Annotated in this window: 23 protein-coding genes; 6 read left to right on the top strand and 17 right to left on the bottom strand. The window is 63.7% G+C overall.

What is annotated here, in order from left to right; translation table 11 throughout:
• Nucleotides 1-37: 37 nt before the first annotated feature.
• The 3 genes from NP945_RS04260 to NP945_RS04250 all read left to right on the top strand — a co-directional run bounded on the left by NP945_RS04260 (nucleotide 38) and on the right by NP945_RS04250 (nucleotide 2,191).
• Nucleotides 38-385 (top strand): antibiotic biosynthesis monooxygenase, encoded by a 348-nt coding sequence (locus NP945_RS04260; protein ID WP_256745655.1) that lies wholly within the window; start codon nucleotides 38-40, stop codon nucleotides 383-385.
• A 285-nt stretch (nucleotides 386-670) separates the two neighbouring features.
• Nucleotides 671-1,369 (top strand): phosphatidylserine decarboxylase, encoded by a 699-nt coding sequence (locus tag NP945_RS04255; RefSeq protein ID WP_127268237.1) that lies wholly within the window; start codon nucleotides 671-673, stop codon nucleotides 1,367-1,369.
• 3 nt (nucleotides 1,370-1,372) lie between these two features.
• A complete protein-coding gene (locus NP945_RS04250; protein ID WP_127268236.1) occupies nucleotides 1,373-2,191 on the top strand; it encodes a phosphatidylcholine/phosphatidylserine synthase in 819 nt (272 codons plus the stop codon).
• Nucleotides 2,192-2,218: 27 nt separating this feature from the next.
• Here NP945_RS04250 and NP945_RS04245 read toward each other — a convergent pair whose 3' ends face one another.
• Together NP945_RS04245 and NP945_RS04240 are read right to left on the bottom strand one after the other, a co-directional pair.
• Nucleotides 2,219-4,441 carry an AMP-binding protein gene (locus tag NP945_RS04245; RefSeq protein WP_256745654.1) on the bottom strand — a complete coding sequence of 741 codons (2,223 nt, stop codon included), beginning with the start codon at nucleotides 4,439-4,441 and terminating at the stop codon, nucleotides 2,219-2,221.
• A gap of 124 nt (nucleotides 4,442-4,565) precedes the next feature.
• Entirely contained in the window at nucleotides 4,566-4,973 is a 408-nt protein-coding gene (locus NP945_RS04240) for a 4-oxalocrotonate tautomerase family protein (protein ID WP_256745653.1), read from the bottom strand.
• 113 nt (nucleotides 4,974-5,086) lie between these two features.
• Here NP945_RS04240 and NP945_RS04235 point away from each other — a divergent pair, with 113 nt between their 5' ends.
• Entirely contained in the window at nucleotides 5,087-5,941 is an 855-nt protein-coding gene (locus tag NP945_RS04235) for a LysR substrate-binding domain-containing protein (RefSeq protein WP_256745652.1), read from the top strand.
• Between the two features lie 133 nt (nucleotides 5,942-6,074).
• Here the strand turns inward: NP945_RS04235 and NP945_RS04230 are convergent, their stop codons facing one another.
• The 3 genes from NP945_RS04230 to NP945_RS04220 all read right to left on the bottom strand — a co-directional run bounded on the left by NP945_RS04230 (nucleotide 6,075) and on the right by NP945_RS04220 (nucleotide 9,642).
• Nucleotides 6,075-7,001 (bottom strand): DMT family transporter, encoded by a 927-nt coding sequence (locus NP945_RS04230; RefSeq protein ID WP_256745651.1) that lies wholly within the window; start codon nucleotides 6,999-7,001, stop codon nucleotides 6,075-6,077.
• 60 nt (nucleotides 7,002-7,061) lie between these two features.
• Entirely contained in the window at nucleotides 7,062-7,949 is an 888-nt protein-coding gene (locus NP945_RS04225) for a DMT family transporter (RefSeq protein WP_127321134.1), read from the bottom strand.
• A gap of 175 nt (nucleotides 7,950-8,124) precedes the next feature.
• Complete coding sequence (locus NP945_RS04220) at nucleotides 8,125-9,642, bottom strand: S10 family peptidase (RefSeq protein WP_256745650.1); 1,518 nt, start codon at nucleotides 9,640-9,642, stop codon at nucleotides 8,125-8,127.
• Between the two features lie 105 nt (nucleotides 9,643-9,747).
• Here NP945_RS04220 and NP945_RS04215 point away from each other — a divergent pair, with 105 nt between their 5' ends.
• On the top strand, nucleotides 9,748-10,497 hold the full coding sequence (locus tag NP945_RS04215) for a helix-turn-helix transcriptional regulator (protein ID WP_127321132.1): 750 nt from the start codon (nucleotides 9,748-9,750) through the stop codon (nucleotides 10,495-10,497).
• 21 nt (nucleotides 10,498-10,518) lie between these two features.
• Here the strand turns inward: NP945_RS04215 and NP945_RS04210 are convergent, their stop codons facing one another.
• Entirely contained in the window at nucleotides 10,519-11,613 is a 1,095-nt protein-coding gene (locus tag NP945_RS04210; protein WP_127269957.1) for a polyamine ABC transporter substrate-binding protein, read from the bottom strand.
• 45 nt (nucleotides 11,614-11,658) lie between these two features.
• Complete coding sequence (gene aguA, locus NP945_RS04205; protein WP_127321130.1) at nucleotides 11,659-12,765, bottom strand: agmatine deiminase; 1,107 nt, start codon at nucleotides 12,763-12,765, stop codon at nucleotides 11,659-11,661.
• Between the two features lie 204 nt (nucleotides 12,766-12,969).
• Here aguA and NP945_RS04200 point away from each other — a divergent pair, with 204 nt between their 5' ends.
• Nucleotides 12,970-13,476 (top strand): OsmC family protein, encoded by a 507-nt coding sequence (locus tag NP945_RS04200; RefSeq protein WP_127269953.1) that lies wholly within the window; start codon nucleotides 12,970-12,972, stop codon nucleotides 13,474-13,476.
• 3 nt (nucleotides 13,477-13,479) lie between these two features.
• Here NP945_RS04200 and NP945_RS04195 read toward each other — a convergent pair whose 3' ends face one another.
• The 10 genes from NP945_RS04195 to NP945_RS04150 form a co-directional block, all read right to left on the bottom strand.
• Nucleotides 13,480-13,701 (bottom strand): hypothetical protein, encoded by a 222-nt coding sequence (locus NP945_RS04195; protein WP_013532531.1) that lies wholly within the window; start codon nucleotides 13,699-13,701, stop codon nucleotides 13,480-13,482.
• A gap of 165 nt (nucleotides 13,702-13,866) precedes the next feature.
• Entirely contained in the window at nucleotides 13,867-14,496 is a 630-nt protein-coding gene (locus NP945_RS04190; protein ID WP_256745649.1) for a hypothetical protein, read from the bottom strand.
• 136 nt (nucleotides 14,497-14,632) lie between these two features.
• Entirely contained in the window at nucleotides 14,633-15,373 is a 741-nt protein-coding gene (locus NP945_RS04185; RefSeq protein WP_256745648.1) for an SDR family NAD(P)-dependent oxidoreductase, read from the bottom strand.
• Between the two features lie 44 nt (nucleotides 15,374-15,417).
• Complete coding sequence (purF, locus tag NP945_RS04180; protein ID WP_013532528.1) at nucleotides 15,418-16,887, bottom strand: amidophosphoribosyltransferase; 1,470 nt, start codon at nucleotides 16,885-16,887, stop codon at nucleotides 15,418-15,420.
• Nucleotides 16,888-16,991: 104 nt separating this feature from the next.
• Nucleotides 16,992-17,651, bottom strand: coding sequence for a CvpA family protein (locus NP945_RS04175; protein ID WP_127267853.1), 660 nt, complete (start codon nucleotides 17,649-17,651; stop codon nucleotides 16,992-16,994).
• Nucleotides 17,652-17,714: 63 nt separating this feature from the next.
• Nucleotides 17,715-19,118, bottom strand: a complete 1,404-nt coding sequence (gene radA, locus NP945_RS04170; protein WP_013532526.1) for a DNA repair protein RadA — start codon at nucleotides 19,116-19,118, stop codon at nucleotides 17,715-17,717.
• Nucleotides 19,118-19,723, bottom strand: coding sequence for a hypothetical protein (locus tag NP945_RS04165; protein ID WP_256745647.1), 606 nt, complete (start codon nucleotides 19,721-19,723; stop codon nucleotides 19,118-19,120). Before NP945_RS04165 ends, radA begins: the two co-directional genes overlap by 1 nt.
• Nucleotides 19,724-19,744: 21 nt before the next feature.
• A complete protein-coding gene (locus NP945_RS04160; RefSeq protein WP_127261333.1) occupies nucleotides 19,745-21,235 on the bottom strand; it encodes a replicative DNA helicase in 1,491 nt (496 codons plus the stop codon).
• 226 nt (nucleotides 21,236-21,461) lie between these two features.
• A complete protein-coding gene (locus NP945_RS04155; RefSeq protein ID WP_256745646.1) occupies nucleotides 21,462-22,691 on the bottom strand; it encodes an RNA polymerase sigma factor in 1,230 nt (409 codons plus the stop codon).
• A complete protein-coding gene (locus tag NP945_RS04150; protein ID WP_027037981.1) occupies nucleotides 22,688-23,053 on the bottom strand; it encodes a YciI family protein in 366 nt (121 codons plus the stop codon). Before NP945_RS04150 ends, NP945_RS04155 begins: the two co-directional genes overlap by 4 nt.
• Nucleotides 23,054-23,087 lie beyond the last annotated feature (34 nt).

Here is a 23,087-nt window from a genome sequence, read left to right as displayed (position 1 = left end):
CCAAAAAACACCATGATCCAGGAACGGAGAAATCGAAATGAGCAAGACAAATCAGAGCGTTGACGGCCGCAGCGTGTTCAGGGTGGACAAATTCGTTGTGCCTGCCGCCGCCCGCGAGGAGATACTCGCCAAGGTCAGGACAACGCATGAATTGCTGCGCCTGCAACAGGGCTTCGTCCAGGACTTCCTGCTCGAGCAATTCTCCGGGCCGGGCGAATTCAACCTCGTCACCATCGTCGAATGGGAAAGCCAGGCAGCCATCGACAACGTCGTGCCGATCGTCAAGGCCGCGCACGAGCGCATCGCTTTCAACCCGCACGAGATGATCGCCCGGCTCGGCGTGCGCGCCGACATCGCCAACTATCAGCGGGTTCCGGGGCTTTAGAAAAGCCGTTACGGCCAACCGATGCCAGGTGCCGGCGCTTCGACGCTGAACACCTGGCCGGTGCGGGCTTCAGAACGTCTTGGGATTTGGGATCATGGACGGGCAACCTTTTCCCGCGCCTTGAACCGTCGGTATCCCGAATTCTGCCGACAACGATACTGACCGGGCAAGCGGATCGCGACCCCTGCCGGCGCACCCGATACGGCCTTCCCCATTGTTGCGTTGCGGCGAGGGGGGCTTTCGGCTATTGAGGCCGGACTTGGAAACGGAGCCTGTTTTTAGCAGATGAGCCTTGTCGATACGGTCAAGAACGCATTCGTACCGATCCATCGCGAAGGCTATCCCTTCATCGCGGCCTTTGGCGCGGCGACGCTTTTCCTCGGCTATTTCTCCTCGATCCTGTTCTGGATCGGTCTGATCCTGACGGCCTGGTGCGTTTATTTCTTCCGCGATCCCGAGCGCGTCACGCCGGTCGATGACCGCCTGGTGGTCAGCCCCGCCGACGGCATCATCTCGGCGGTCGGACCCGCCGTGCCGCCGCGCGAACTCGGCCTCGGCAATGCAGAGATGACCCGGATCTCGGTGTTCATGAACGTCTTCTCCTGCCACGTGAACCGCGCCCCGGTGCGCGGCCGTATTGCGAAAATCGAGCACCGGCCGGGCAAATTCCTCAATGCCGAACTCGACAAGGCCAGCACCGAGAACGAGCGCAACGGCCTGGTCATCGAGAGCCCCAACGGCACGGTCGCGGCCGTCCAGATCGCCGGCCTGGTGGCGCGCCGCATCGTCTGCTGGGCCGAGGCCGGCGGCTCAATCGGCACTGGCGAGCGTTTTGGCCTGATCCGCTTCGGCTCGCGTGTCGATGTGTTCCTGCCCCTGACCGCCACGCCGCGCGTTGCCGTCGGCCAGACGGCGGTTGGCGGCGAAACCGTGCTGGCTGAATTCGGCGGTGTTGCCGGCACGCCTCTTGTTCGGGTTTCCTGACCGGTGGGCACGCAATACAAAAAGTTCGAGGCCCATGCCAGCGGCGGTCCGCGCATCCGCGAAATCCCGATGCGCATGGTGCTGCCCAATCTGGTCACCGTGCTCGCCATCTGCGCCGGCCTGTCCGGCATCCGCTTCGGCTTCGAAGGCCGCTTCGAGCCGGCGGTGGTGATGGTGCTGCTTGCCGCCTTCCTCGACGGCATCGACGGCCGCCTGGCGCGGATGTTGAAGGCGACCTCCAAATTCGGCGCTCAGATGGATTCGCTGGCCGACATCGTCAATTTCGGCGTTGCCCCGGCTCTGGTGCTCTATGCCTTCCTGCTCGACCGCGCCGGCTCGCCGGGCTGGATCGCGGCACTGCTGTTCGCCATCGCCTGCGGGTTGCGCCTCGCCCGTTTCAACGTGCTCGACGACGAGAAGGGCGATCGCCCCATATGGCAGTCCGAATATTTCGTCGGCGTGCCGGCGCCGGCGGGCGCCGTGCTGGTGATGCTGCCGCTCTATCTCTATTTCCTGCGCACAGGGCTGGAGCCCAGTCGCCCCGCCGCCTTCGTCGCCACCGGCTTCACCATCCTGGTCGCCTTCCTGCTGGTCAGCCGGCTGCCGGTCTATTCCGGCAAGAGCCTAAGGATCCCGGGCGACAGGGTGTTGCCGATCATCCTCGGTGTCGTACTCTACGTGCTCCTGCTGATGACCTATCCATGGTACACGCTGACCGCCTCGGTCGCCGGCTACCTGATCTTCCTGCCATTCAGCGTGCGCGCCTATTCGAAGCGCGCCAAGCGCGAGGGCGAGAAAGTGCCGCCCTCCGATATAGGTTAGAAAATTCGCAGAAGTGCTTGATCTGACTCAGGCCGCGACGCCGAGCCCCAGCCTGTCGATCGCCAATTTCCTCGTCGACACATAGTCGGTCTTGCCGGAACCCAGCACCGGGATTTCCTCCACCTTGACGATGTCGTTCGGCACCATCAGTTCGGCGGCGCCCGCCTGTTTGCCGAATTTGCGCAGCTCGTCGGGATTGGCATCGTCGGCGGTGGTGACCAGCACGATGCGCTCGCCGCGTCTCTTGTCCGGCACCGCCACAGCCGCGTGGCGCTCCTCCGGCCACAGCGACTGCACCAGCATCTCGACCGCCCCTAGCGACACCATCTCGCCGGCGATCTTGGCGAAGCGCTTGGCGCGGCCGCGAATGGTGATGAAGCCCTCGCGGTCGACGGCGACGACGTCGCCGGTATCGTGCCAGCCGGTCAGCGGCTGCAACTCACCGGGGCGGTCCGACGTCATGTAGCCCATCATCAGGTTCGGCCCGTCGAGCCACAATTGGCCGGCGTCGGAGATGCCCTCGACCGGCTCCAGCTTCATGCGCATGGCAGGCAGCAGCCGGCCGACCGTGCCGTCGCGGCCATGGATTGCCGTGTTGACGGCAACCACCGGTGCCGCCTCGGTCAGCCCGAAACCTTCGATGATCTCGGCCTGGAAGCGCTCGCGATAGACGCGGCGGGTTTCCGGCTTCACCGCCTCGGCGCCGGCGACGACGAAGCGCAGGCTGGAAAAATCGCCGTCCTTGGCGGTGCGCGCATAGTTGGCGAGGAACGTGTCGGTGCCGAACATAATGGTCGGCTTCACCTTGCGCGCCACCTCGGGGATGATCTTGTAGTGCAGCGGCGAGGGGTAGAGGAACAGCTTTACCCCGGTGACCAGCGGCAGGATGGTGCCGCCCGTCAGGCCGAAGGAGTGGAACACCGGCAGCACGTTGAGCAGGATGTCGGCCGGCGAGATGGTGATCCGCGCCTCGGCCTGCATGGCGTTGGCGTACAGGTTCTTGTGCGACAGCACGACCGCCTTCGGCGTGCCTTCCGAGCCCGAGGTAAACAGAATCACGGCCGGCTTGGCCGCATCCTGCCGCTGCAGCGGCCAGCGCCACAGCAGAGCGGCGGCAAGCTTGTCCAGCGCGGTAACGCTCTCCCGCACATCCTCCAGCCACAGCAGCCTGGCACCACCCTTTTCGACCGCCGCGACGATATCGGCCAGATCGGCCTTCTCGACGAAGGCGCGGGAGGAAATCACGGTCCTTATCACCGCCGTGCGCACGGCAGCGGTGACGCTCGCCGGTCCGGCCGTATAGTTGATCATCGCCGCCACCCGGCCGGACGACAGAAGCCCAGTGAGCGACAGCACGACCCCATTGGCATTGGGCAGCATCACGCCGACCGCCTCGCCCGGAGCCGTCACCGCCTCAAAGCGCCTGCCCAGGACGCGGGCGCCGATGAACAGCTTGCGGTAGGTCAGCGCCCCGGAGATCACGTCCTCGATGATGGTATGCGAAGCGCCGACGCGGTCGGCGGCATCGCGCATGGCCAGGAACAGGCCACGATCGAGGTTGGTGCCGAAGAGCCGCGCCTCGGCGACACGGTCGAACAGCGCGTTGGTGTTCGAGGCCTGATCGGGGTTCCGCGCCACCAGTTCGGCGATGGTCATAGGTTCCAGCACGCTGATCGACAGCTGCGGAAACCAGTGTCGTGGCGCCTTGTCCGCGGGTGTCAGCGACACCGGCAGGCCGCGCGCGCCGCCGACGAAGATCGGCACGATCTTGGCATCGGCCTGCATGGCGATGCGGGTGACGGCACGAAACAACCGAAACATCTTGACGTCAGGCTCGACCGCATCCGGCAGATAGACGGCGAGCCGGCCCTTGCCCCTCAGCACGCGCACCAGCCGGCGGCTGACGAAGAGATGTTCGGCGTTGAAAGCGATGGTACGGCCAAGCTCGCGCCAAGGTTCAAGCCACGGCGAGCGCGCCGAGGCCTCGTCGAGTATGTGCAGTGTGTCTTCCGGCAGCAGCGACAGCATCAGCGCCGGTTCGAAGCGCGATTGATGCGAGATGACGTAGATGACTGGAGCCTGCGCCTGGCGGGCGATCCTGATACGGCTGTCGGCGATCCGGTAGGCGAGCTTGAACGGCACATAGAGCAGCGCCTGGGTAAAGCGCAGGCCGAGGCGGAATTTTTCCACCACTCCGATCAGCAGCCAGGCCAGAACAAGACCCGCAAGCAGCGCCAGTGTCAGGACCATGCCGCGTCTCTCCCAACATTCTTAGCATCTCGGCTCTTTTGCGGCCGCTTCGGCCAGAACCTAGACGATGTGGGAGCAAGGTCAATGCGGAGCTTTTGCTTCCCTTGGTGCGGGAAGCTGCTTGTCATGCCGCCTGCAGCCGTCCACTGATGAAACGAAATTCCTGCGTCTTGCCGCCATAGCCGTAAGCGGCTGCCGGCACTTCATGTACGAAGGCGTAGCTCTCCTCGTGCACGCCGCCCAGCAGACGGCCGAAGGCCGCGAAGATCGCCTTCAGATAGGCCTCCAGCTCAAGCTTGGTGTTGGTGCCGTCGACCACCTTGATATCAAGCCAGAACGTGCTGGTGCCGTGCTCGGCCAGCGACTCGCCGCCGGCGAACCAGTGCTGCGGATCGACATAGGACACGGCAACTGCCGTGATCGTCGGGTCCTTGCGCAGCTGCGTCGCGGTGATTTCGGTGGCCTCCTTTGCGATGCTGGCTGAAAGAGCCGCGTCGGGCTTGCCGGTGACGCTGATGTTGATGATGGGCATTTTTCTTCTCCTTGGCTTGAGCGGCGTCCGATTGCCGTTGAAACAGCCATGCCACCAACTTTAGATCAAAAAAATCGAATTGTTTTTAATTGAAGATTCGATAACATCGAAGTATGGAAACGCTCGATCCCGATCTGCTCCGAACCTTCCTCGCTTTCGTCGACAGCGGCTCACTGGCCCAGGCGGCTGCAAGCATCGGCCGTTCGCCCTCGGCGGTGACCACCCAGATGCAGCGGCTGGAGGAAATCGTCGGTGAGCCGTTGCTGGCGCCGCAAGGGCGAGGGCGCGGCTTGACCCCTGCAGGCGAAGACCTCGTCGGCCATGCCAGGCGGATCCTTGCCGCCCATCGCGAGGCATGGCTGACACTGAAGGGCGCCCGGGCTGCCGGACGCGTCGCCATCGGCACGACACAGGATTTCGCCGACAGCGGCCTGCCGGATCTGCTGCGTGCCTTCGCCGTCAGTCATCCGCGCGTCAGGATCGAACTGCGGGTCGGCCGTTCCGCCGAGCTGGCGCAGGCGCTGCAGTCTGGCGGCCTCGATCTGGCGATCGTCATGCGCCAGGCAGCGGCGTTGGACGAGGTCGGCGTGCTGCGCGAGCCGATGATATGGCTGTGTTCGCAAAAAGGGCTGGCTTCGCGGCAGGAGGAATTGCCGCTGGCGCTGCTCGATCCGTATTGCGGTTTTCGCGAGGCAGCACTTGCCGCACTCGATGCTGCCGGCCGCCGCTACCGCATCGCTGCCGGCAGCGCCAGTCTGGCCGGCCTGCGCACGGCGGTGAACGCCGGTGTCGCGCTGACGCTGCGAACGGCTCGCTTTGCCCATTCCGGCATTGTCGAGGCGCCGCGCGAGCTTGGCCTGCCGCAGGTTCCAATGGCTGAGTTCGCCATCCGGTTGCGCGCTGGCTCCGATGGTCCGGCGGGCGATCTGGCGGCCCTTCTCAGCGGCAACCTTGCCTTGTCGGGCTGAATGCCCAAAGAAAAAGCCGACCTTACGGTCGGCTTGGAGTAGGACGGGCCGAGGGGTTTGGGGGGACTTGGGGATGGCCCGTCGCACCCATAATGCCTGACCCGGATGATGGTTCCGTGACTGTGTCACTTTTTTAAGAAATATTTGACGCCACGCGTTGCGGGCCGGCCATGCGTTGCGAGCGGGCCCTCAGCCAATCCCGCCCCGCATGGGCGAACACCGCGCACAACACGATGACGCCGCCGATCATGCTGGCGGCTGGTGCAATCTCGCCCAGGAACAGGAAGGCAAACAGGATCGCGAACGGCACTTCGGCCGAGCCGAGCAGTCCGGATTCGGCCGGCGGGATGAGCCGCGCGCCCTCCGTCCACAGGATCGAGGACAACGCAAAGGACGCGCCGAACGTGGCGAGCAGAACGGCATCCCTTTGCGAAACCGCCAGCGGATCGGTGACGAACCAGCCGAGCAGGAACAGCAGGAACGCCGAAACCGCGCCGGCCCACACCACCGGCGTGTCGCGGAACGCGCGCACCATGATCATGTAGAGGCCGCTGCCGATGGTCATCAGCAGTGCCAGTCCGTCGCCGAACAGATTGCCGGTGCCGAAGCCGGACCAGACCATGATCGCCACGCCGCACAGCGACACGGCGGCGGCGACCATCGTCTGCAACCGGAAGGGTTCGCGCGTCAGAACCCAGGCCAGCAGCGCGGTGACGAAAGGTGCTGTGGCATAGATGACCGCGACATTGGCGACGAAGGTGAACTTGAACGCCGAGATGAAGGCGATGCTGGCCAGAGCTCCCTCTACCGCCAGCAGCCAGCCGCGCCAGCCAAGCCGCAGCGTTTCGCGGTTGCCGGAACGGTGACGCCGCCACAGCACATAGAAGCTGATCAGGATCGCGCCGACAAAGCCGCGCCAGCAGATGATGGTCAGCGGGTCGGCATGGATCGACTTGGTCAGCACGCCCGTCAGGCCGAACACTGCCGCCGATGACGACACCAGGATGATGCCGAGCGTACGCTCTGCCGCAGTGTCGATGGTAGCTGCAATCTCAGTCATGCTGCCAGCCTACGCCGCTTGGTCCTGACATCGTAGTGTCAGCAATCATGGCCATGCACATCATAGCCGTTTGCGGAAATGCTCGGTGCCGACGATCAACAGGCCGGCGGCGACGATCAGCGCAGCGCCCAGGAACACCTCGCGGCGCGGCACGTCGCCCCAGATCGCAAAGCCGAGTGCGAATGCCCACAACAGCGAGGTGTATTCCAGCGGCGCGAGGACCGAAGCCGGTGTGCGCTTCATGCCTTCGAACAGAAGATATTGTGCCAGGCCGCCGAGTGCGCCGACGCTGGCAAGGAGCAGCAACTGAGCCCCGTCCGGTGTCCGCCACAACAACAATGCCGGCACCGCCGAAAACAGCAGGAAATAGAAATTGTTGAGCAGGAGCTGGATCATCGAGCGCTCGGCAAGGGCGGTCTTGCGCAAGAGCACGATGGCGATGCCCCACAAGAAGGCCGCCGCCAGCACCAGCAGCACCGGCACGGACAGGCCGAGATGGGTCGGATCGCAAGCGACGAACACGCCGGCAAAGCCGATCAGCACCGCCAGCCAGCGCAGCATCGGCACCTTTTCGCCGAGCAGGAACACTGAAAGCACTGTGACGATGATCGGGGCCGCATAATAGACGGTGGTCAGCTCGGCGAGCTGCAGGCTGCGCGCGGCGTTGTAGTAACAGAGCCACGCAGCAAGCGTGAAGGCACTGCGCACCAGCATCGGCCGCACGATCGGCGAGCGCATCGTGTCGGCAAACAACTGTCGTCCGCCGATCGCCGCGCACGCGCCCAGAATGGCAATGCTGCGGAAGAACATGATCTGCCAGACGCTCATGCCGACGACCAACAGCTTGATCGAAGCATCCTGTGTCGAAAACAGCAAATAGGCCGCACCGGTCAGCAGGATGCCTGCAAGCACCCGCTCGCGTGTTTCGAGAATGGCGATATCGGCCATAAGGCGCGTGGGACCAAATTGCCGGAGCGGCAGAATGCTGTGAGGAGCGACACGAGGAGCTGTGAATTCAGTTCCCTCGGCACCAAGCTATAAGGGCGAAAATCGCTGCGGCGCTACGCCAGCCCGCTGGTTATGTTGGGGCAGGGGTCCATGCCGAGCTGCACTGTCGCCAAGCCTACTGCGTCGCCTGGTAAAGCTCCGAAGCGGCTTCTTTCAGCGCGCGTCGGCCGTCGGACCTGAAATACATCATGTGCCCGCCCTCGACGACATCGAGACGGATAGGCTTGGCATCGGCGAGCGATGGGATCTGGTTCACCAGGTAGCGCGAGGCGAGGTAAGGCGTGACCAGGTCGGTGTAGCCGTTGACGATCACGACACCAAGCGAAGGGTTCAGTGAGCGTGCGCGCTGCAGATCGTCCATCACTCCGGCATAGCCTTGCCGCGAGGCGCTGGTCCCGTAATCCCATTTGTGGCTGATTTCGCCATTGAGCAGCCGATAGCTGACATCGGTGCGGAAGTTCAGCTCTTCGCGGATATAGCCGACGAACGCCGACGTCAGCGCCGGCACGCTGCGGTCGAGCACCGGATCCGGGCCGGCGGTGCGGGCGCTCTCAGGCGCGATGTCGGCTGTGCCGATCGTGGCGTCATAAGGGCTGAGCACCTTGCTGCTGGCGCGAGCGAATTCCCTTGCGAACAGGCCGGTGGGGATGCGAGCGGAGTTCCGCTGCACCAAATCGAGTGGCAGGCCGGTGATCTCAGCGACGCGCTGGCTCGCCAGCCGCCTGCCTTGCTCCAGTCCGCTGGTGATTGCCGTGAGGTAATCGCCCATCGCATAGTGTTCGACTTCGGCCAGCTTCTCCCGCAATGCATCGCCGCTGACGCCTTCGGTGCGTAGCCGCACCGCCGCCAGGGAAGGCAGTTCGAGCGCCCAATGCAGCGGCTCGAATTCGTCGGGCTGCACCAGCGTGAACTCCAGCGCCGGCGAGATCAGCACGATGCCGCTCGGACTGATGCCGATATCTTCCTGCAATGTCCTGGCGAGCAGCGCCGCGCGGAACCCGCCATAGCTTTCGCCGGCGAGGAACAGCGGCGACCCGGTGCGGCCGTTCTGCGCGAGATAGAGCCGGATGAAGGCGCCAATCGAGCTGGCATCCTGGTTGACGCCCCAGAAATCGCGCGTGTCCTGCCCCGGTGCCTCGCGGCTATAGCCGGTTCCCACCGGATCGACGAAGACGAGATCCGTCATGTCGAGCCAGCTGTCCGGATTGTCGATCAGTCTTTGCGGTGAGGGCAGGAGTTCGCCGTCGGCTCCCGTCGCGATTATCCGTGGACCGAGTGCGCCGAGATGCAGATAGGCGGACGCTGCTCCAGGGCCGCCATTGAACACGAAGGTGATCGGCCGCTGCGGGTCTTTGGCCACGCTCGCCGGCGGCTCCAGCGTGTAGGCGACATAGAAGATCTCCGCCGTGACGTCGCCGTTGCCCGATAGCAGCGACAGGGTCGCTGCCTTTGCCTGGTAATCCAGCTTGCGCCCGGCCAGTGTGATCGAATGGTTGGTGGTCTGCGGCGGCGGCAGCAGGGACAGCACACCGCCCGCAGGTGCCGGCCGCTCCGCCGTTTCAGCCAGGACGGGCTGCGCCAGGACGGCAAGCATCGGCAGGATGAGGAAGATCAGTTTCAGCTTGACCAGCATGATGGCTCCGCGAGAACGACTCCCGCATAGGTATGGCCGAGAGGATCGAAGTCAAAGGAAATGGCTGTCTTGAACCTGCAACGGCTTGCGCTAATGTGAGCCGGAATGCAGTCGAACATCTCTCTCGATCGGTTTGGACACTGGAGCGGTGGTGTCGCCGCCGCGGCCATGGCTGCAACGCCCGAAGAACTGTCCGCTCGCTTCACAGCGGCGGCGAGCGGGCTGCTTGGCTCCGACCGCGCCTATGTCGGCTTTTACCGTCGCGACATCACATCCCTGACCATCGACGATGCCGGCCCCGATCGCTGGAACCGCGACTACGATGCACGACTGTATCGCCAGGATCCCTTCTTCCAGAGGTTCGCCAGCACAAGACAGGATTTCCTGTTGCCGCTGTCGGCACTCCGCAATGGCGACTTCCAGCGTACCCCCTACTATCGCGAATTCTTCGGCCCTTCCGACAGTTTCGACGAGATCACCGGCGTGTTCAATCTCGACGGGCTGACCGCTGGCTATGTCACCTTCCTGCGGCGAAACGGGGCACCGGCCTTTGGCGATCAGGATTTGGAGATGGCTTGCGCGGCAAGCAGCGCGACAAGGCTCATTCTGCAAAGATTGCTTCATCTGTGCCGCTCCCGGGACAAGGGCGCCGCAATCGGTGACGGACGCTCGCGGCTGAGCAGGCGCGAGGCCGAGGTTGCGCGGCATCTGGTCGAGGGTGGCAACGCCAAGACGATTTCGCGAAGCCTCGCCGTCTCACCCGGCACCGTCCGCAACCACATCAAGCAGATCTACCGCAAGCTCGGCGTGCACTCCCAGGTCGAGCTGCTGGCGGCCTTCCGCGAAGCCGCTTGAGCCTGACGGCTTACGCCGGCGCTATTGCCCCGTCACGATGCGCGTCCACATGCGGTTTTGTGATCGCAGCAGCTTTGGGTCGTTGTTGTCGACCACGAACAGCTTGGCCTTCACGGCATCAGGCGGAAAGACGCCGGGATCGCTGGCTATCGCCTTGTCCATCAGCGGCAGGGATTCCGGTATCGCATTGGCATAGGAGACATAGCTGGAATTGGCCGCGGCGATATCGGGCCGCAGATTGAAGTTGATCCAGGCCTGGGCGTTGTCGGGATGCGGCGCATCTTTCGGCACCACCATCGTATCGAAGTTGATGAGCGTGCCTTCTCTGGGGATGGAATAGGCGATCTCCAGCTTCTTCACGGATTCCGCCGCACGGGTCCTTGCCTGAAGTATGTCGCCCGACCAGCCCAACACCACGCAGATGTCGCCGTTGGCGAGGTCGTTGATGTATTTCGACGAATGGAAATAGCGGATGTAGGGCCGCACCTTGCCCATCAGGTCCTCGACCTTGGCGAGGTCGTCGGGACTGGTCGATCTGGGGTCGATGTGAAGATAGTTCATCGCCATCGGGATGACTTCAGCCGGCGCATCGATCATGGCCACGCCGCAATCGGAGAGCTTCTTGACCACGTCCACGTCGAAGACCATGGCGAAGGAATCCGTCGGCGCGTCCGGCAGCCTCTGTTTCACGGCGGCGACGTTGTAGCCAATGCCGTCGGTGACGGCCATATAGGGCACGGCATGCAGGTTCTGCGGGTCGGCGCCTGCGATCAGCGCCAGGGCCTGCGGATCGATCTTCGAATGGTTGGCAAGCTTCGATTTGTCGAGTTCCAGGAACGCCCCCGCCTTCACCTGGTTCTTCAGGAACGGATAGGCTGAGGGGTAGACTACGTCATATCCCGAGCCGCCGGTGAGCAGCTTGGTTTCAAGTACCTCGTTGCCGTCATAGACATCGTAGCGAACCTTGATGCCCGTTTCCTTCTCGAATTTCTCGGCGGTGTCCGGCGCGATGTAGTCGGACCAGTTGTAGACGTTGACGATCTTTTCCTCGTCAGCCGAAGCCGCATTTGCGCAGACGCCGCAGGCAAGCAGGGTTGAGAAGATCAGAGCGCGCATAGATGTCCTCCGTTTTCGCTATCTGTTTTCGGCATGCGTCGTCCCTCAGCGTCGCTGCGGGGCATAGACCGGCAAGGTGATGCAGGCGACATTGCCGCCGCCCAGCAAGATCTCGCGCGAGTTCTCGATGCCGACTATCTTGTGGTCGGGAAACAGCTCGGCCAGCGTCTGCTTGGCCTTCACATCGAGATCGCAGCCGAACTGCGGTACCACCACGACGCTGTTGCCCGGATAGTAGTTGATGTAGCTCGCCGCGATCCGGTTTCCGGCCGGTCGCGCCCAGGTCGAATCCAGCCGGTCCACGCTCTCGCTTTCTTCCGGCGTCATCTCGATCGGCAGGGGATGCGGCAGCCGGTGGATCTCCAGTGCGCGGCCACGCGCATCACGGGCCGAACGCAGCACCTCTTCGGCTTCTCGCACAATCTCATATTGCGGGTCCTCCCGATTGTCGGTCCAGCTCAGCACGACCACGCCGGGGCGCACGAAGCAGCAGACGTCATCGACATGGCCGTCGGTTTCGTCGAAGGCAAGGCCACGCGGCAGCCAGATGACGGTGTCGACGCCGAGATAGTCACCAAGCTGGCGTTCCACCTCGGCCTTGCCGAGATGAGCGTTGCGATTTCGGTTGAGCAGGCATTGCTCCGTCGTGATGAGGGTGCCCTGGCCGTCGCATTGCAACCCGCCGCCCTCGGCGATCAGCGGTGCGCGGTAGCGATCCATGTTCTCGATTTCGAGCACTTTTTGCGCTGCCAGATCATCGAGGTCCCATGGCGCGTAGAGGCCGCCGTCAAAACCGCCATAGGCGTTGAAGATCCAATCGACGCCACGCACGCCGCCTTGATCGTTGACGACGAAATTGGGACCGCTGTCGCGCAACCAGGAATCGTTGGTGGACATCTCCACGACACGCACATGGCCGGGCAATCGCGCTCGGGCATTCTGCCACTGGCGAGCGGAGGCCGCCACCGTCACTGGCTCGCTTTGCGCGATCGCCGCGGCGACATCCACGAACAGCTTTTGCGCGGGCTTGGCGCCGAGGCGCCAGGTGTCCGGCCGCTCCGGCCAGATCAGCCAGCAGCCTGACTTTGGTTCGAATTCGCCGGGCGCGCGAAACCCATCCTGTTTCGGCCTTGTCGAGAGGGTACGGGGCATCTTGGGACCGCCGGGAAATGGAGTGATGACTTGCCCGGATCAGACGTTTTTGGGACCTTGTCCGTCAATGTCCCATTTGGGATATCGGTGTTGACCGCTGTCTCCTGTTGCGGAACGGCATTGCCTTGCCACGGTGATCGGCGCAAATCTCGACCGGACGGCGTATGCCGGTGACGCAAGCAGTCGACGAAAGGGGAAAAGCGGATGGATGCGACCGAACTGAAGGCCATGCAGGCGCCGCTGAAGCAGGCCTACCGTGACGATGCTTCGCAGGCTCTGATCACGCTTCGCGCCAAGGGCTCGATCGATGACCAGTCGGTTGCCTGCAAGGTGGAGACGGGCAGGGCGCTCGCCATCGCCGGCTTGCATCCGGCAACAGGCGGCTCAGGGCTTGAACTCTGCTCGGGCGACATGCTGCTGGAGGCCTTGGTCGCCTGCGCCGGGGTGACGCTCAAGGCGGTGGCGACGGCGCTCGAGTTCAAGCTCGGCGCCGCCACGGTGGAGGCCGAAGGCGATCTCGATTTTCGCGGCACGCTCGGTGTCGCCAAGGATGCACCGGTCGGCTTTCGCGCCATCCGGCTCAATTTCAACCTCGACACCGCTGAGCCGCAGGAGCGGGTAGACTCGCTGCTGAAGCTGACCGAGCGTTATTGCGTGGTGTTCCAGACCATCAGCCAGAAGCCGGAGCTGACGGTGAGCGCACGCCGCTGATGCTTACTGCGCCGACGGTTCTTCGGCGTCGCCCTCGTCAGTGAAGGGCGAGGCGCTCGGCACGCATTGCACCGACCAGCCGGCCGGTGTCGGCTGCTTCTGATATTCGGTGATGGCGGCGGTGCACTGTTCGCGTTTGTCGAAGGTGCTGGGCAGCACGACCATGCCGCCTTGCGGGCCGGCGATTACCAGATACCAGACCAACGCTGCTGCGGTCGTAGCCATGGGGATTTCCTTGTTCTGCCAGTTGGGCGCTGTTGTGGGAGTCGCTGTGACCCTACCAACTCCATGGAAATGACGAAAGCCTGACCGCCGCACAGCTTCCCGCCGTCACATCACAGCCGCGTGATGTGACGGGGGTTTCCAGCCCGATTTCGAAGCGCAATCGGCTCAGTTGGTGGCAAAACAATAGAACAAGCCATCGCCCCCGGTGCCCTTGAGCGCCTCCTGGCTGCAGCCGCCGCGCGAGGCGTGCGAGGAATTCCAGGATTTGGCCGCTGCCGAATCGTCGAGACCGGCGCGGTCATGATGGCCCATCATCGCGGCGCCTTCCGCCCCGCTCATCGTCCAGTCGCCGCAGGTCTGGTCGGCGATCTTGGTGCCGTCGGGCTTGGAGCCGGTCAGCACGTCGTGGCGGTTGGGCGTGTCGCCGCGGCCGTTGACCGCTTCGCCTTTCTCGTTGAGCGCTGTCTGTTTGGTGATGCCGTTGGCATCGCTGTGCAACGAGGCAACATCGTCGGCGATCTTGACGCCCTTGGCGTTCACCCATGGCCCCTTGCCGATGCGGTCGCGGGCGTCGGTGTCGCTGGTCGACAGATAGGCGGCCCAACTTTTGCCGGTGACGCCGGCGGCTTCCGCCAGCGACGCGCAATGCGCGTCGGCGCCCTTGAGGCCGCCGAGGTCGGCACCCTTGCTGGAACCGACACTGGTGACGAAGAAGCTCATCTTGGCATCTTGCGAGTAAGCGGCGCCCGCGGCTGCGATCAGGGTGGCGGCGGTGGCGAGAAGCAGTTTACGCATGTCGGTCCTCCGGTTGGTCTTCGACGGGTTACATCAGAAGAAACGTTGCCGGAGGCCTGTTTAATCCCTACGCATGTCGCCTAAAAGTATGCAGTGGTTTTTGGGAAACCGACATGCGGCAAAAAAGGCTCTAGTTTTATTCCGGCTGGCGATAGGCGACGAACCGATTGTGCTTGGCCTGGAAGATCAATCCGGTCTCTTTCAGGTCCGGGCTGGCCAGCGGCACGATGCGTTTGGCGATCTCGGAGGGATGCGGCAACGTCTCGGGATCTTCGCCCGGCACTGCTTGGGCACGCATGGCGGTGCGGGTGGCGCCGGGGTCGGCGGCATTGACCCGGAGCGGCAGGCTCTGCGTCTCATGCGCCCAGGAGCGCATCATCGTCTCCACCGCGGCCTTGGACGCCGCGTAGGGTGCCCAGAAGGCACGCGCCGAGTGCGCTGCGTTGGAAGACAGGATGATCGCTCGTCCAGCGTCGGAGAGCCGCAGCAGGGGGTCGACGGAGCGGATCACCCGCCAGGTCGAGGTGACGTTGATGGTCATCACCTTCTCGAAGGTTTTTGCTTCGACATGACCGATCGGCGAGATGACGCCGAGCACGCCGGCATTGGCGACGAGAATGTCGAGCTTGCCCCAGCGTTCGTGGATGGCGCCGCCCAGGCGGTCGATGCCGGCCATGTCGGCGAGGTCGAGCGGCACCAGTGTCGCCTGGCCGCCGGCCGCTTTGATCTGGTCGTCGAGCTCTTCCAGTCCTCCGACAGTGCGCGCCACCGCAATGACATGCGCGCCGGCGGCAGCCAATTCCTTGGCAATGAAATAGCCGATGCCGCGCGAGGCGCCGGTGACGACCGCAACGCGATCGGAAAGGTCGAGGGTCATGCGATGGATTCCGGGAATTTGACTAACGCTGATGGCGGTCCGGCCTACGTCCCGCTCGTCGCCAGCAGCGACAGCGTGCGCACATTGTCGTGGCCTTCGAAGTCGAGCAGGCGGGTTGGATACTGGCCGGTGAAGCAGGCATCGCAGAATTGCGGCTGGTCGTTATCGCGGCTGGCCTCGCCGACCGCGCGGTAGAGCCCGTCAATGGTGAGGAAGCCGAGCGAATCGACGCGAATGAACTCGGCCATCTCCTCGATCGACATGCGCGATGCCAGGAGCTTCGATTTCTCCGGCGTGTCGACACCGTAGAAACAGGAGGCGCGTGTCGGCGGTGAGGCGATGCGCATATGCACCTCCTTGGCGCCGGCGTCGCGCACCATCTGCACGATCTTCTGGCTGGTGGTGCCGCGCACGATACTGTCGTCGACCAGCACCACGCGCTTGCCCTCGATCATGCGGCGGTTGGCATTGTGCTTCAGCTTGACGCCCATGTGGCGGATCGAATCGCCCGGCTGAATGAAGGTGCGGCCGACATAATGATTGCGGATGATGCCGAGTTCGAAGGGAATGCCTGCGGCCTGGCTGAAGCCGATCGCCGCCGGCGTGCCCGAATCCGGCACCGGCACGACGATGTCCGCCTCGACCGGGCTTTCAACCGCCAGCTCGGCGCCGATGCGCTTGCGCACCTCATAGACGTTGCGGCCTTCCACCGAGGAATCCGGCCGCGCGAAATAGACATATTCGAAAATGCAGAAGCGGGTCTTCTGCGGCTCGAAGGGGAACAGGCTCTCGATGCCCTTGGACGTGACGACGACCATCTCGCCGGGCTTCAGGTCGCGAACGAAACGCGCGCCGATGATGTCGAGCGCGCAGGTTTCGGAGGCCAGGATCCAGGCGCCGTCGAGATCGCCGAGCACCAGCGGCCGGATGCCGAGCGGATCGCGGCAGCCGATCATCTTCTTGGCCGTCATCGCCACCAGCGAGAAAGCGCCCTCGACCTGTCGCACCGCATCGATGAAGCGCGAGTTCAAATCGCGCTCCTTGCTGGTGGCGACGAGATGCAAAAGCGTCTCGGTGTCGGAGGTGGAGGAGAAGATCGCGCCTTGCTTCTGCAGCGCGCGCTGCACGGTCATGGCGTTGGTCAGATTGCCGTTGTGGGCGACGGCGAAGCCGCCATCGGCCAATTCGGCGAAAAAGGGCTGGATGTTGCGCATGCCGGCGCCGCCAGTCGTGGCGTAGCGCGTATGGCCGATGGCGCGGTTGCCTTGCAGGCTGTCGATGACGCGCTGCTTGGTGAAGGTGTCGCCGATCAGGCCGACATGGCGTTCGACATGGAACTGGCTGCCGTCATAGGAAACGATGCCTGCCGCTTCCTGGCCGCGATGCTGCAGCGCATGCAGGCCCAATGTGACGATGGCCGCCGCGTCCTGCCGGCCGAAAATGCCGAACACACCGCATTCGTCGTGGAAATGGTCGTCGGCCTCGGCGGAAAGCACGTCGTCTGCGTCTGCCATCTTAAGCTCCGCTAAAATCGCCATATAATGCGGGTTCGCGCCGAAAGCAACGCGGGCCGTGCGGTCGTTCACACCATCGTCGGATCCTGACGCCGTTTTCGGCGTCAGTTTGCCGGCGCCGCCGGTGCCGGAGCGTTGTTGGCCGGAGGTGTTGCGTCATTGTCGTCAGGCGCTGGCGTGTTGGCATCGTCGCCGCCCGCCGGAGCATCCGCAGCCGGTGCGTCCGGAGCAGCTGGCGTCTCGGCGGCCGGCTGATTCGGATTGAGCTTCTTGAGAATGGCGTTTTCCGGATCCTCGGGCAGCAGGCTTTCGAGCTTGGCGCCGATCTGCTCGAGCAGCGGTCGCGACTTGGCCTCCGTGACCCAGGCCGGTGCCTTGGCGCCAGCCAGCCAGTTGAAGAACAGCAGGGCGACGGCGACGACCAGGATGCCGCGCGCGGCGCCGTAGAGGAAACCCAGCGTACGGTCGAGCGCGCCGATTCGGGAATCGATGATCCAGTCGGCGAGCTTCATGGTGATGACCGAGACGACGATCAGCGCGACGATGAAGACGACGCCGGCGGCGGCCGCCATGGCGATCTTTTCATTCTCGATGTAGGGCGCGAGGTAAGGCACAACCGGCTTGTAGAAGAAGAACGCCGCCGCTGCCGCCGCTGCCCAGGAGACGACGGACAGGACTTCACGCGAAAAGCCGCGAACCATGGCGAGCATCGCCGAGACCAGAGTGAAGCCGACGAGAATTCCGTCAAGCAGCGTAATCGGCATGTCTTTCGCCCCACTCCATGAGCCGCATTATAGCGCGGAACATCGGGCTCTGGGTCCGATGCTCTAATCTTCTTCGTCCACGCGGCTTCGGCGTGAGCCGGCTATGCGTGCCACGAGGTCGGCAAGCTCGGTCGGCTGGAAAGAACCGGCCCCGATCCCCCCTGCCAGTTCCCCGCTGCCCGAGGGCAGAACCGCGCTTCCAAAACCCAGCTTTTCGGCTTCCTTGAGGCGCTGTTGCGCATGCGCAACCGGCCTCACGGCGCCCGAAAGGCTGATTTCGCCGAAATAGACGCAATCGGCGGGAAGGGCAAGACCGGTGAGCGAGGAAACCAGGGCGGCAGCCACTGCCAGATCGGCAGCGGGTTCCGAAATCCGGTAGCCGCCGGCGACGTTGAGATAGACATCGTGGCTGCCGAAGCGCACCCCGCAATGGGCTTCGAGAACCGCCAGGATCATCGACAGCCGGGCGCCGTCCCAGCCGACGACGGCGCGGCGCGGCGTGCCGAGCGAGGAGGGCGCGACCAGCGCCTGGATCTCGACCAGCACTGGCCTTGTCCCCTCCATGCCGGCGAAAACCGCGGCGCCGGGCGATTTTGCATGGCGCTCGCCAAGGAAAAGCTCGGACGGATTGGCAACTTCGCGCAGGCCCTTGTCCGACATTTCGAAGACGCCGATCTCGTCGGTCGGTCCAAAACGGTTCTTCACCGTGCGCAGGATGCGGTAGTGGTGGCCGCCTTCGCCTTCGAAGTAGAGCACGGCGTCGACCATATGCTCGACGACGCGCGGCCCGGCGATCTGGCCTTCCTTGGTGACATGGCCGACCAGCACGATCGCAGCACCCGTGGATTTCGCATAGCGGATCATCGCCTGGGCGGCGGCGCGCACCTGTGTGACGGTGCCCGGTGCCGAATCGGCAAGGTCGGTCCACAGCGTCTGGATCGAATCCAGGATGACGAGATCAGGCCGCTTGCCGTCGGCGATCGTCGCCAGGATGTCCTCGACATTGGTCTCGGCGGCAAGTTCCACCGGAGAAGAGGCGACGCCAAGCCGCTGCGCCCGCAGCCTGATCTGCGCGACCGCCTCTTCGCCCGAGACATAGACGATGCGGTGGCCTTTTGATGCTAGCGCCGCGGCCGCCTGGGTGAGCAGCGTCGACTTGCCGATACCAGGATCGCCGCCGACCAGCAGCGCCGAGCCGCGCACGAAACCACCGCCGGTGGCGCGATCGAGTTCGCCGATGCCCGAAATGATGCGTGGCGCATCCTCGATGTCGCCGGACAGCGTGGTCAGCACCACCGCGCGGCCCTTGCGGGCATTGCGCGTGTTGGCCGGTCCTGAGCCGATGCCGCCGGACGTGCCTTCCTCGACCAGCGTGTTCCACTCGCCGCAGGCATCGCATTTGCCGGCCCAGCGCTGATGCACCGATCCGCAGCTCTGGCAGATGAATTGGACCCGGGATTTGGCCATCAGTTTATCGGTTCCAAGAGGTATTTCTGGCGATCCGAATAAATCGGCAAAGCCTCTTTGATCGCGTCGAAATGCATGCGGCGCTGTCCGTTGTTCACGGCCCAATTGTCGTATGCTGACCAACACGCGTGGATGAACAAGCCGACCGCCAAATCGTTGTCTCGCTTGACTTCTTCGTGCAGTGTTTCCAGCAGTCGCCTAAGTCCTAGGGAGAGGCGGTGGTCCTGAAGCCGATGCATGACAAGGAATGCACACCCGATCGCAGCGAGAGACGTGTCATGCTGAGACTCCACGGACCAACGTTCCAAAAGGCCAAGCAGATCATCAATGTCGGAGGTCTTGCCCAGCTTCCAAATGCGGTAGAGCCCGGTAACTGCCGCGCTGCGGGTATAGTCTTCGACATGCTTGGCAAGGAATTTCCTCACCAATTCAATGTTCCCGGGCGTCGGTTCGCTTGAATAGCAGAACACCAGCAAACCGGCATGCGATTGAGGACGAGAAATTGACCCGGCTGATTTCAAATAATTAGTGAGTTGCTCGCGTTCTTCCTCGGAGATTTCGTACTCTTCAAATTTCATCCTCTGATAGATATTGCTAAAGTCCAATCGGTTGCTCCGCGACCATGCCTACTCGAACCTTTCCGGCAGATGATGCTCCTCGGCGAGGTCGGAGAAGCGGGTGAACTCGCCCTGGAAGGCAAGGCTGACGGTGCCGGTCGGTCCGTGGCGCTGCTTGGCGATGATCACTTCGGCCTTGCCCTGGACCTCGATCATCTTCGTCTCCCAGGCGAGATGCTCGGGCGTGCCTTTCTCCGGCTCCTTGTTCTTGATGTAATATTCCTCGCGGTACACGAACAGCACCACGTCGGCGTCCTGCTCGATCGAACCCGATTCGCGCAGGTCGGACAGCTGAGGATGTTTGTCGTCGCGGCTTTCGACCTGACGCGAGAGCTGTGAGAGGGCGATGATCGGCACGCCCAGCTCCTTGCCGAGCGCCTTCAGCCCGGTAGTGATCTCGGTGATTTCCTGGACGCGGTTCTGCGATGCCTTGGCGGACGAACCCTGCATCAGCTGGATATAGTCGATGACCATCAGGTCAAGCCCGCGCTGACGCTTGAGGCGGCGGGCGCGCGCCGCAAGCTGGGCAATGGAAATACCGCCCGTCTGGTCGATATAGAGCGGCCGTTTATGGTTCTCCTGCGTGTAGGCAACGAGCTTGCCGAAATCGGCCTCCGTCAGATCGCCGCGCCGGATTTTCGACGATGGGATCTCGGTCTGCTCGGAGATGATGCGGGTGGCCAGCTGCTCCGACGACATTTCGAGCGAGAAGAAACCGACGACGCCGCCATTGGCCGCCTTGACCGAACCGTCGGCCTGCTGGGCAGGCTCATAGGCGGCAGCGATGTTGTAGGCGATGTTGGTGGCCAGCGACGTCTTGCCCATGCCTGGGCGGCCGGCGATGATGATCAAATCCGACGGCTGCAGCCCGCCCATACGATGATCGAGATCGCGCAGGCCGGTGGCAATGCCGGACAGGTGGCCATCGCGCATATAGGCCGCGCTGGCCATGTCGACGGCATTCTTCAACGCATCGGAAAAGCTCTCGAAACCGCCATCGTAGCGGCCGTTTTCGGCCAGCTCGAACAGCCGCCGCTCGGCATCCTCGATCTGTTCACCGGGCGCCATGTCGACCGGCGCGTCATAGGCGATGTTGACCATGTCCTCGCCGACCGTGATCAACGCGCGGCGCGTCGCAAGGTCATAGATGGCGCGGCCATAGTCCGTGGCGTTGACGACGGTCACAGCCTCGACCGCCAGCCGCACGACATATTGCGCCATCGTCATGTCGCCGACCTTCTCGTCGGCGGGCAGGAAGGTTTTCAGCGTGATCGGCGTCGCGACCTTGCCCATACGGATGAACTCGGACGCCACCTCGAAGATCTTGCGGTGCAGCGGCTCGTAGAAATGGCTGGCCTTGAGGAAGTCCGAGACGCGATAGAAGGCGTCGTTGTTGACGAGGATGGCGCCGAGCAGCGCTTGCTCGGCCTCGATGTTGTTGGGCGCTTCACGATAAAGCGGTGTTTCCGCCACGCCGAATTTTCGCGCTGCTTCTGCCATGATATCCCCGATTTCGATCCCGGCCTTTCGATATCAGAACGTGACAAGTCCATGCTGACTTATCTGCACCAGTGCCTGTCCAATCAGCTTTGATACCCGCGATTCACAGCCGAGTTTTTTCGGTGGAAAGAATCACAATTGACTCGAATCGAAAGAACGATTGTAGCGCATCTATAGGGAGAACAAAACGAGAAAACAAGAATGGTGCCCTGTGCAGCCATCCCGCTTAAAGCTGACCGAGTCGCCCCTCGATGAACCGGCGTTCCGCCGGTTGCCGGGTCAACTCGATCGCCCGCCGGTAGGAGGTCCTTGCCGCTTCGGTCAAGCCAAGCCTGCGCTGCATGTCTGCTCGCGCCGCGTGCGCCAGATGGTAGCCGTCCAGCCCGCCTTGTGCCATGACCGCCTCGATTGCCGCCAGTCCATCCTGCGGGCCGTCGCGCATGCCTATGGCCGCGGCTCGGTTGAGTGCCACGACCGGTGAGGGGTCGACGCGGCCGAGCACATCGTAAAGCGCGACGATCTGTACCCAGTCGGTCTCCGCCGTGCCTGCCGCCTCGGCGTGGACGGAAGCAATGGCCGCTTGCAGGATGTAAGGTCCGATGCGGCGCGAGGCGATCGCCCGACCGATCAGGCCGTCGGCCTCGGCGATCAGCGAACGGTCCCACAGCGTGCGGTCCTGATCGTCCAGCAGGACAAGGTCGCCGCTGGCATTGACTCGCGTCGCGCGCCGCGCCTCGTGCAGCAGCATCAGGGCAAGCAGCCCTTGCGCCTCCGGCTGGTCGAGCAGTTCGACCATCAGCCGGCCGAGCCGGATCGCCTCGGCGCACAGATCGGCCCGCGTCAGGCTCGGCCCCTCGGTGGCCGCGTAACCCTCGTTGAAGATCAGGTATATGACCTGCAGCGCGCTCTCGAGACGCACCGGCAGGTCGGCGCGGTCGGGCACCTCGTAGGGGATCGCCTCGTCCCGGATCTTCGCCTTGGCCCGCACGATGCGTTGCGCAATGGTCGGTGCAGGCGTCAGATAGGCGCGGGCGATCTCTTCGGTGGTCAAACCACCCACTTCGCGCAGGGTCAGGGCGATGCGTGCATCCGGCGCCAGCGCCGGATGGCAGCAGACGAAGATGAGCCGCAATTCATCGTCCTGGATGTCTTCCGGCATGGCTGGTTCCGGCGTCGGCTCCGCCAGAGCCGTGAGCTCGGGAAGGGCCCCGGCCAGCCGCGCTTCCCGGCGCCAGCGGTCGATGGTCCTGAAGCGGCCGGCCGAGACCAGCCAGGAATAGGGGTTGGCCGGCACACCCTGGCGCGGCCATTGCTCGGCGGCAGCAGTGAAGGCCTCATGCAAGGCCTCCTCCGCCGCGTCGAAACCGCCGAGCAGGCGGATCAAGGTCGCCAGCACGCGCCGCGCCTCGGTGCGGTAGGCCGCCTCCAGGGCATCGCGGGGGCTGGTGGTGCTCACAGGACCGGCGGCGGCTGGCTGAAGTCGACGACCGGGCGAACTTCGACAAAGCCGATCGTTGCCAGTGGATGGCCGCTCGCCACTCGCACCGCCTCGTTGAGATCGCGGGCCTCGATGACGATGATGCCGCCCAGGATCTCCTTGGTCTCCATGAACGGGCCGTCGACGGTCGACATCTTGCCGTCGCGGACCTGCACGGTCATCGCCTCTTCTGGCAGCACCAGGGCCTCGGCGGTTACAAAGTGGCCGCTGGCTTTGAGCACCTCGTCATATCCGGAGCACTCGGCCAGCACGGCATTGGCCTCCGGGCTGCCGCCGAACAATGTTTTGGGGTGGTAATAGATGAGACAGGCGTAACGCATGGTGGGTTTCCTTTTCCAGGATTGTCGAAAACTA

It is taken from the genome of Mesorhizobium sp. LMG17149 (genome assembly GCF_024518695.1).
Classification (GTDB): Bacteria; Pseudomonadota; Alphaproteobacteria; order Rhizobiales; family Rhizobiaceae; genus Mesorhizobium.
This window is presented reverse-complemented; position numbering and strand designations above follow the sequence as displayed.

Bases quoted from the DNA above. Each gene is read 5' to 3' on its own strand.
- NP945_RS04255 (WP_127268237.1), top strand. From the start codon at position 671: ATGAGCCTTGTCGATACGGTCAAGAACGCATTCGTACCGATCCATCGC.
- NP945_RS04190 (WP_256745649.1), bottom strand. From the start codon at position 14,496: ATGCGTAAACTGCTTCTCGCCACCGCCGCCACCCTGATCGCAGCCGCG.
- NP945_RS04210 (WP_127269957.1), bottom strand. From the start codon at position 11,613: ATGCGCGCTCTGATCTTCTCAACCCTGCTTGCCTGCGGCGTCTGCGCA.
- NP945_RS04185 (WP_256745648.1), bottom strand. From the start codon at position 15,373: ATGACCCTCGACCTTTCCGATCGCGTTGCGGTCGTCACCGGCGCCTCG.
- NP945_RS04160 (WP_127261333.1), bottom strand. From the start codon at position 21,235: ATGGCAGAAGCAGCGCGAAAATTCGGCGTGGCGGAAACACCGCTTTAT.
- NP945_RS04260 (WP_256745655.1), top strand. From the start codon at position 38: ATGAGCAAGACAAATCAGAGCGTTGACGGCCGCAGCGTGTTCAGGGTG.
- NP945_RS04215 (WP_127321132.1), top strand. From the start codon at position 9,748: ATGCAGTCGAACATCTCTCTCGATCGGTTTGGACACTGGAGCGGTGGT.
- NP945_RS04245 (WP_256745654.1), bottom strand. From the start codon at position 4,441: ATGGTCCTGACACTGGCGCTGCTTGCGGGTCTTGTTCTGGCCTGGCTG.
- aguA (WP_127321130.1), bottom strand. From the start codon at position 12,765: ATGCCCCGTACCCTCTCGACAAGGCCGAAACAGGATGGGTTTCGCGCG.
- NP945_RS04235 (WP_256745652.1), top strand. From the start codon at position 5,087: ATGGAAACGCTCGATCCCGATCTGCTCCGAACCTTCCTCGCTTTCGTC.
- NP945_RS04150 (WP_027037981.1), bottom strand. From the start codon at position 23,053: ATGCGTTACGCCTGTCTCATCTATTACCACCCCAAAACATTGTTCGGC.
- NP945_RS04195 (WP_013532531.1), bottom strand. From the start codon at position 13,701: ATGGCTACGACCGCAGCAGCGTTGGTCTGGTATCTGGTAATCGCCGGC.
- NP945_RS04175 (WP_127267853.1), bottom strand. From the start codon at position 17,651: ATGCCGATTACGCTGCTTGACGGAATTCTCGTCGGCTTCACTCTGGTC.
- NP945_RS04240 (WP_256745653.1), bottom strand. From the start codon at position 4,973: ATGCCCATCATCAACATCAGCGTCACCGGCAAGCCCGACGCGGCTCTT.
- NP945_RS04225 (WP_127321134.1), bottom strand. From the start codon at position 7,949: ATGGCCGATATCGCCATTCTCGAAACACGCGAGCGGGTGCTTGCAGGC.
- purF (WP_013532528.1), bottom strand. From the start codon at position 16,887: ATGGCAGACGCAGACGACGTGCTTTCCGCCGAGGCCGACGACCATTTC.
- radA (WP_013532526.1), bottom strand. From the start codon at position 19,118: ATGGCCAAATCCCGGGTCCAATTCATCTGCCAGAGCTGCGGATCGGTG.
- NP945_RS04230 (WP_256745651.1), bottom strand. From the start codon at position 7,001: ATGACTGAGATTGCAGCTACCATCGACACTGCGGCAGAGCGTACGCTC.
- NP945_RS04200 (WP_127269953.1), top strand. From the start codon at position 12,970: ATGGATGCGACCGAACTGAAGGCCATGCAGGCGCCGCTGAAGCAGGCC.
- NP945_RS04220 (WP_256745650.1), bottom strand. From the start codon at position 9,642: ATGCTGGTCAAGCTGAAACTGATCTTCCTCATCCTGCCGATGCTTGCC.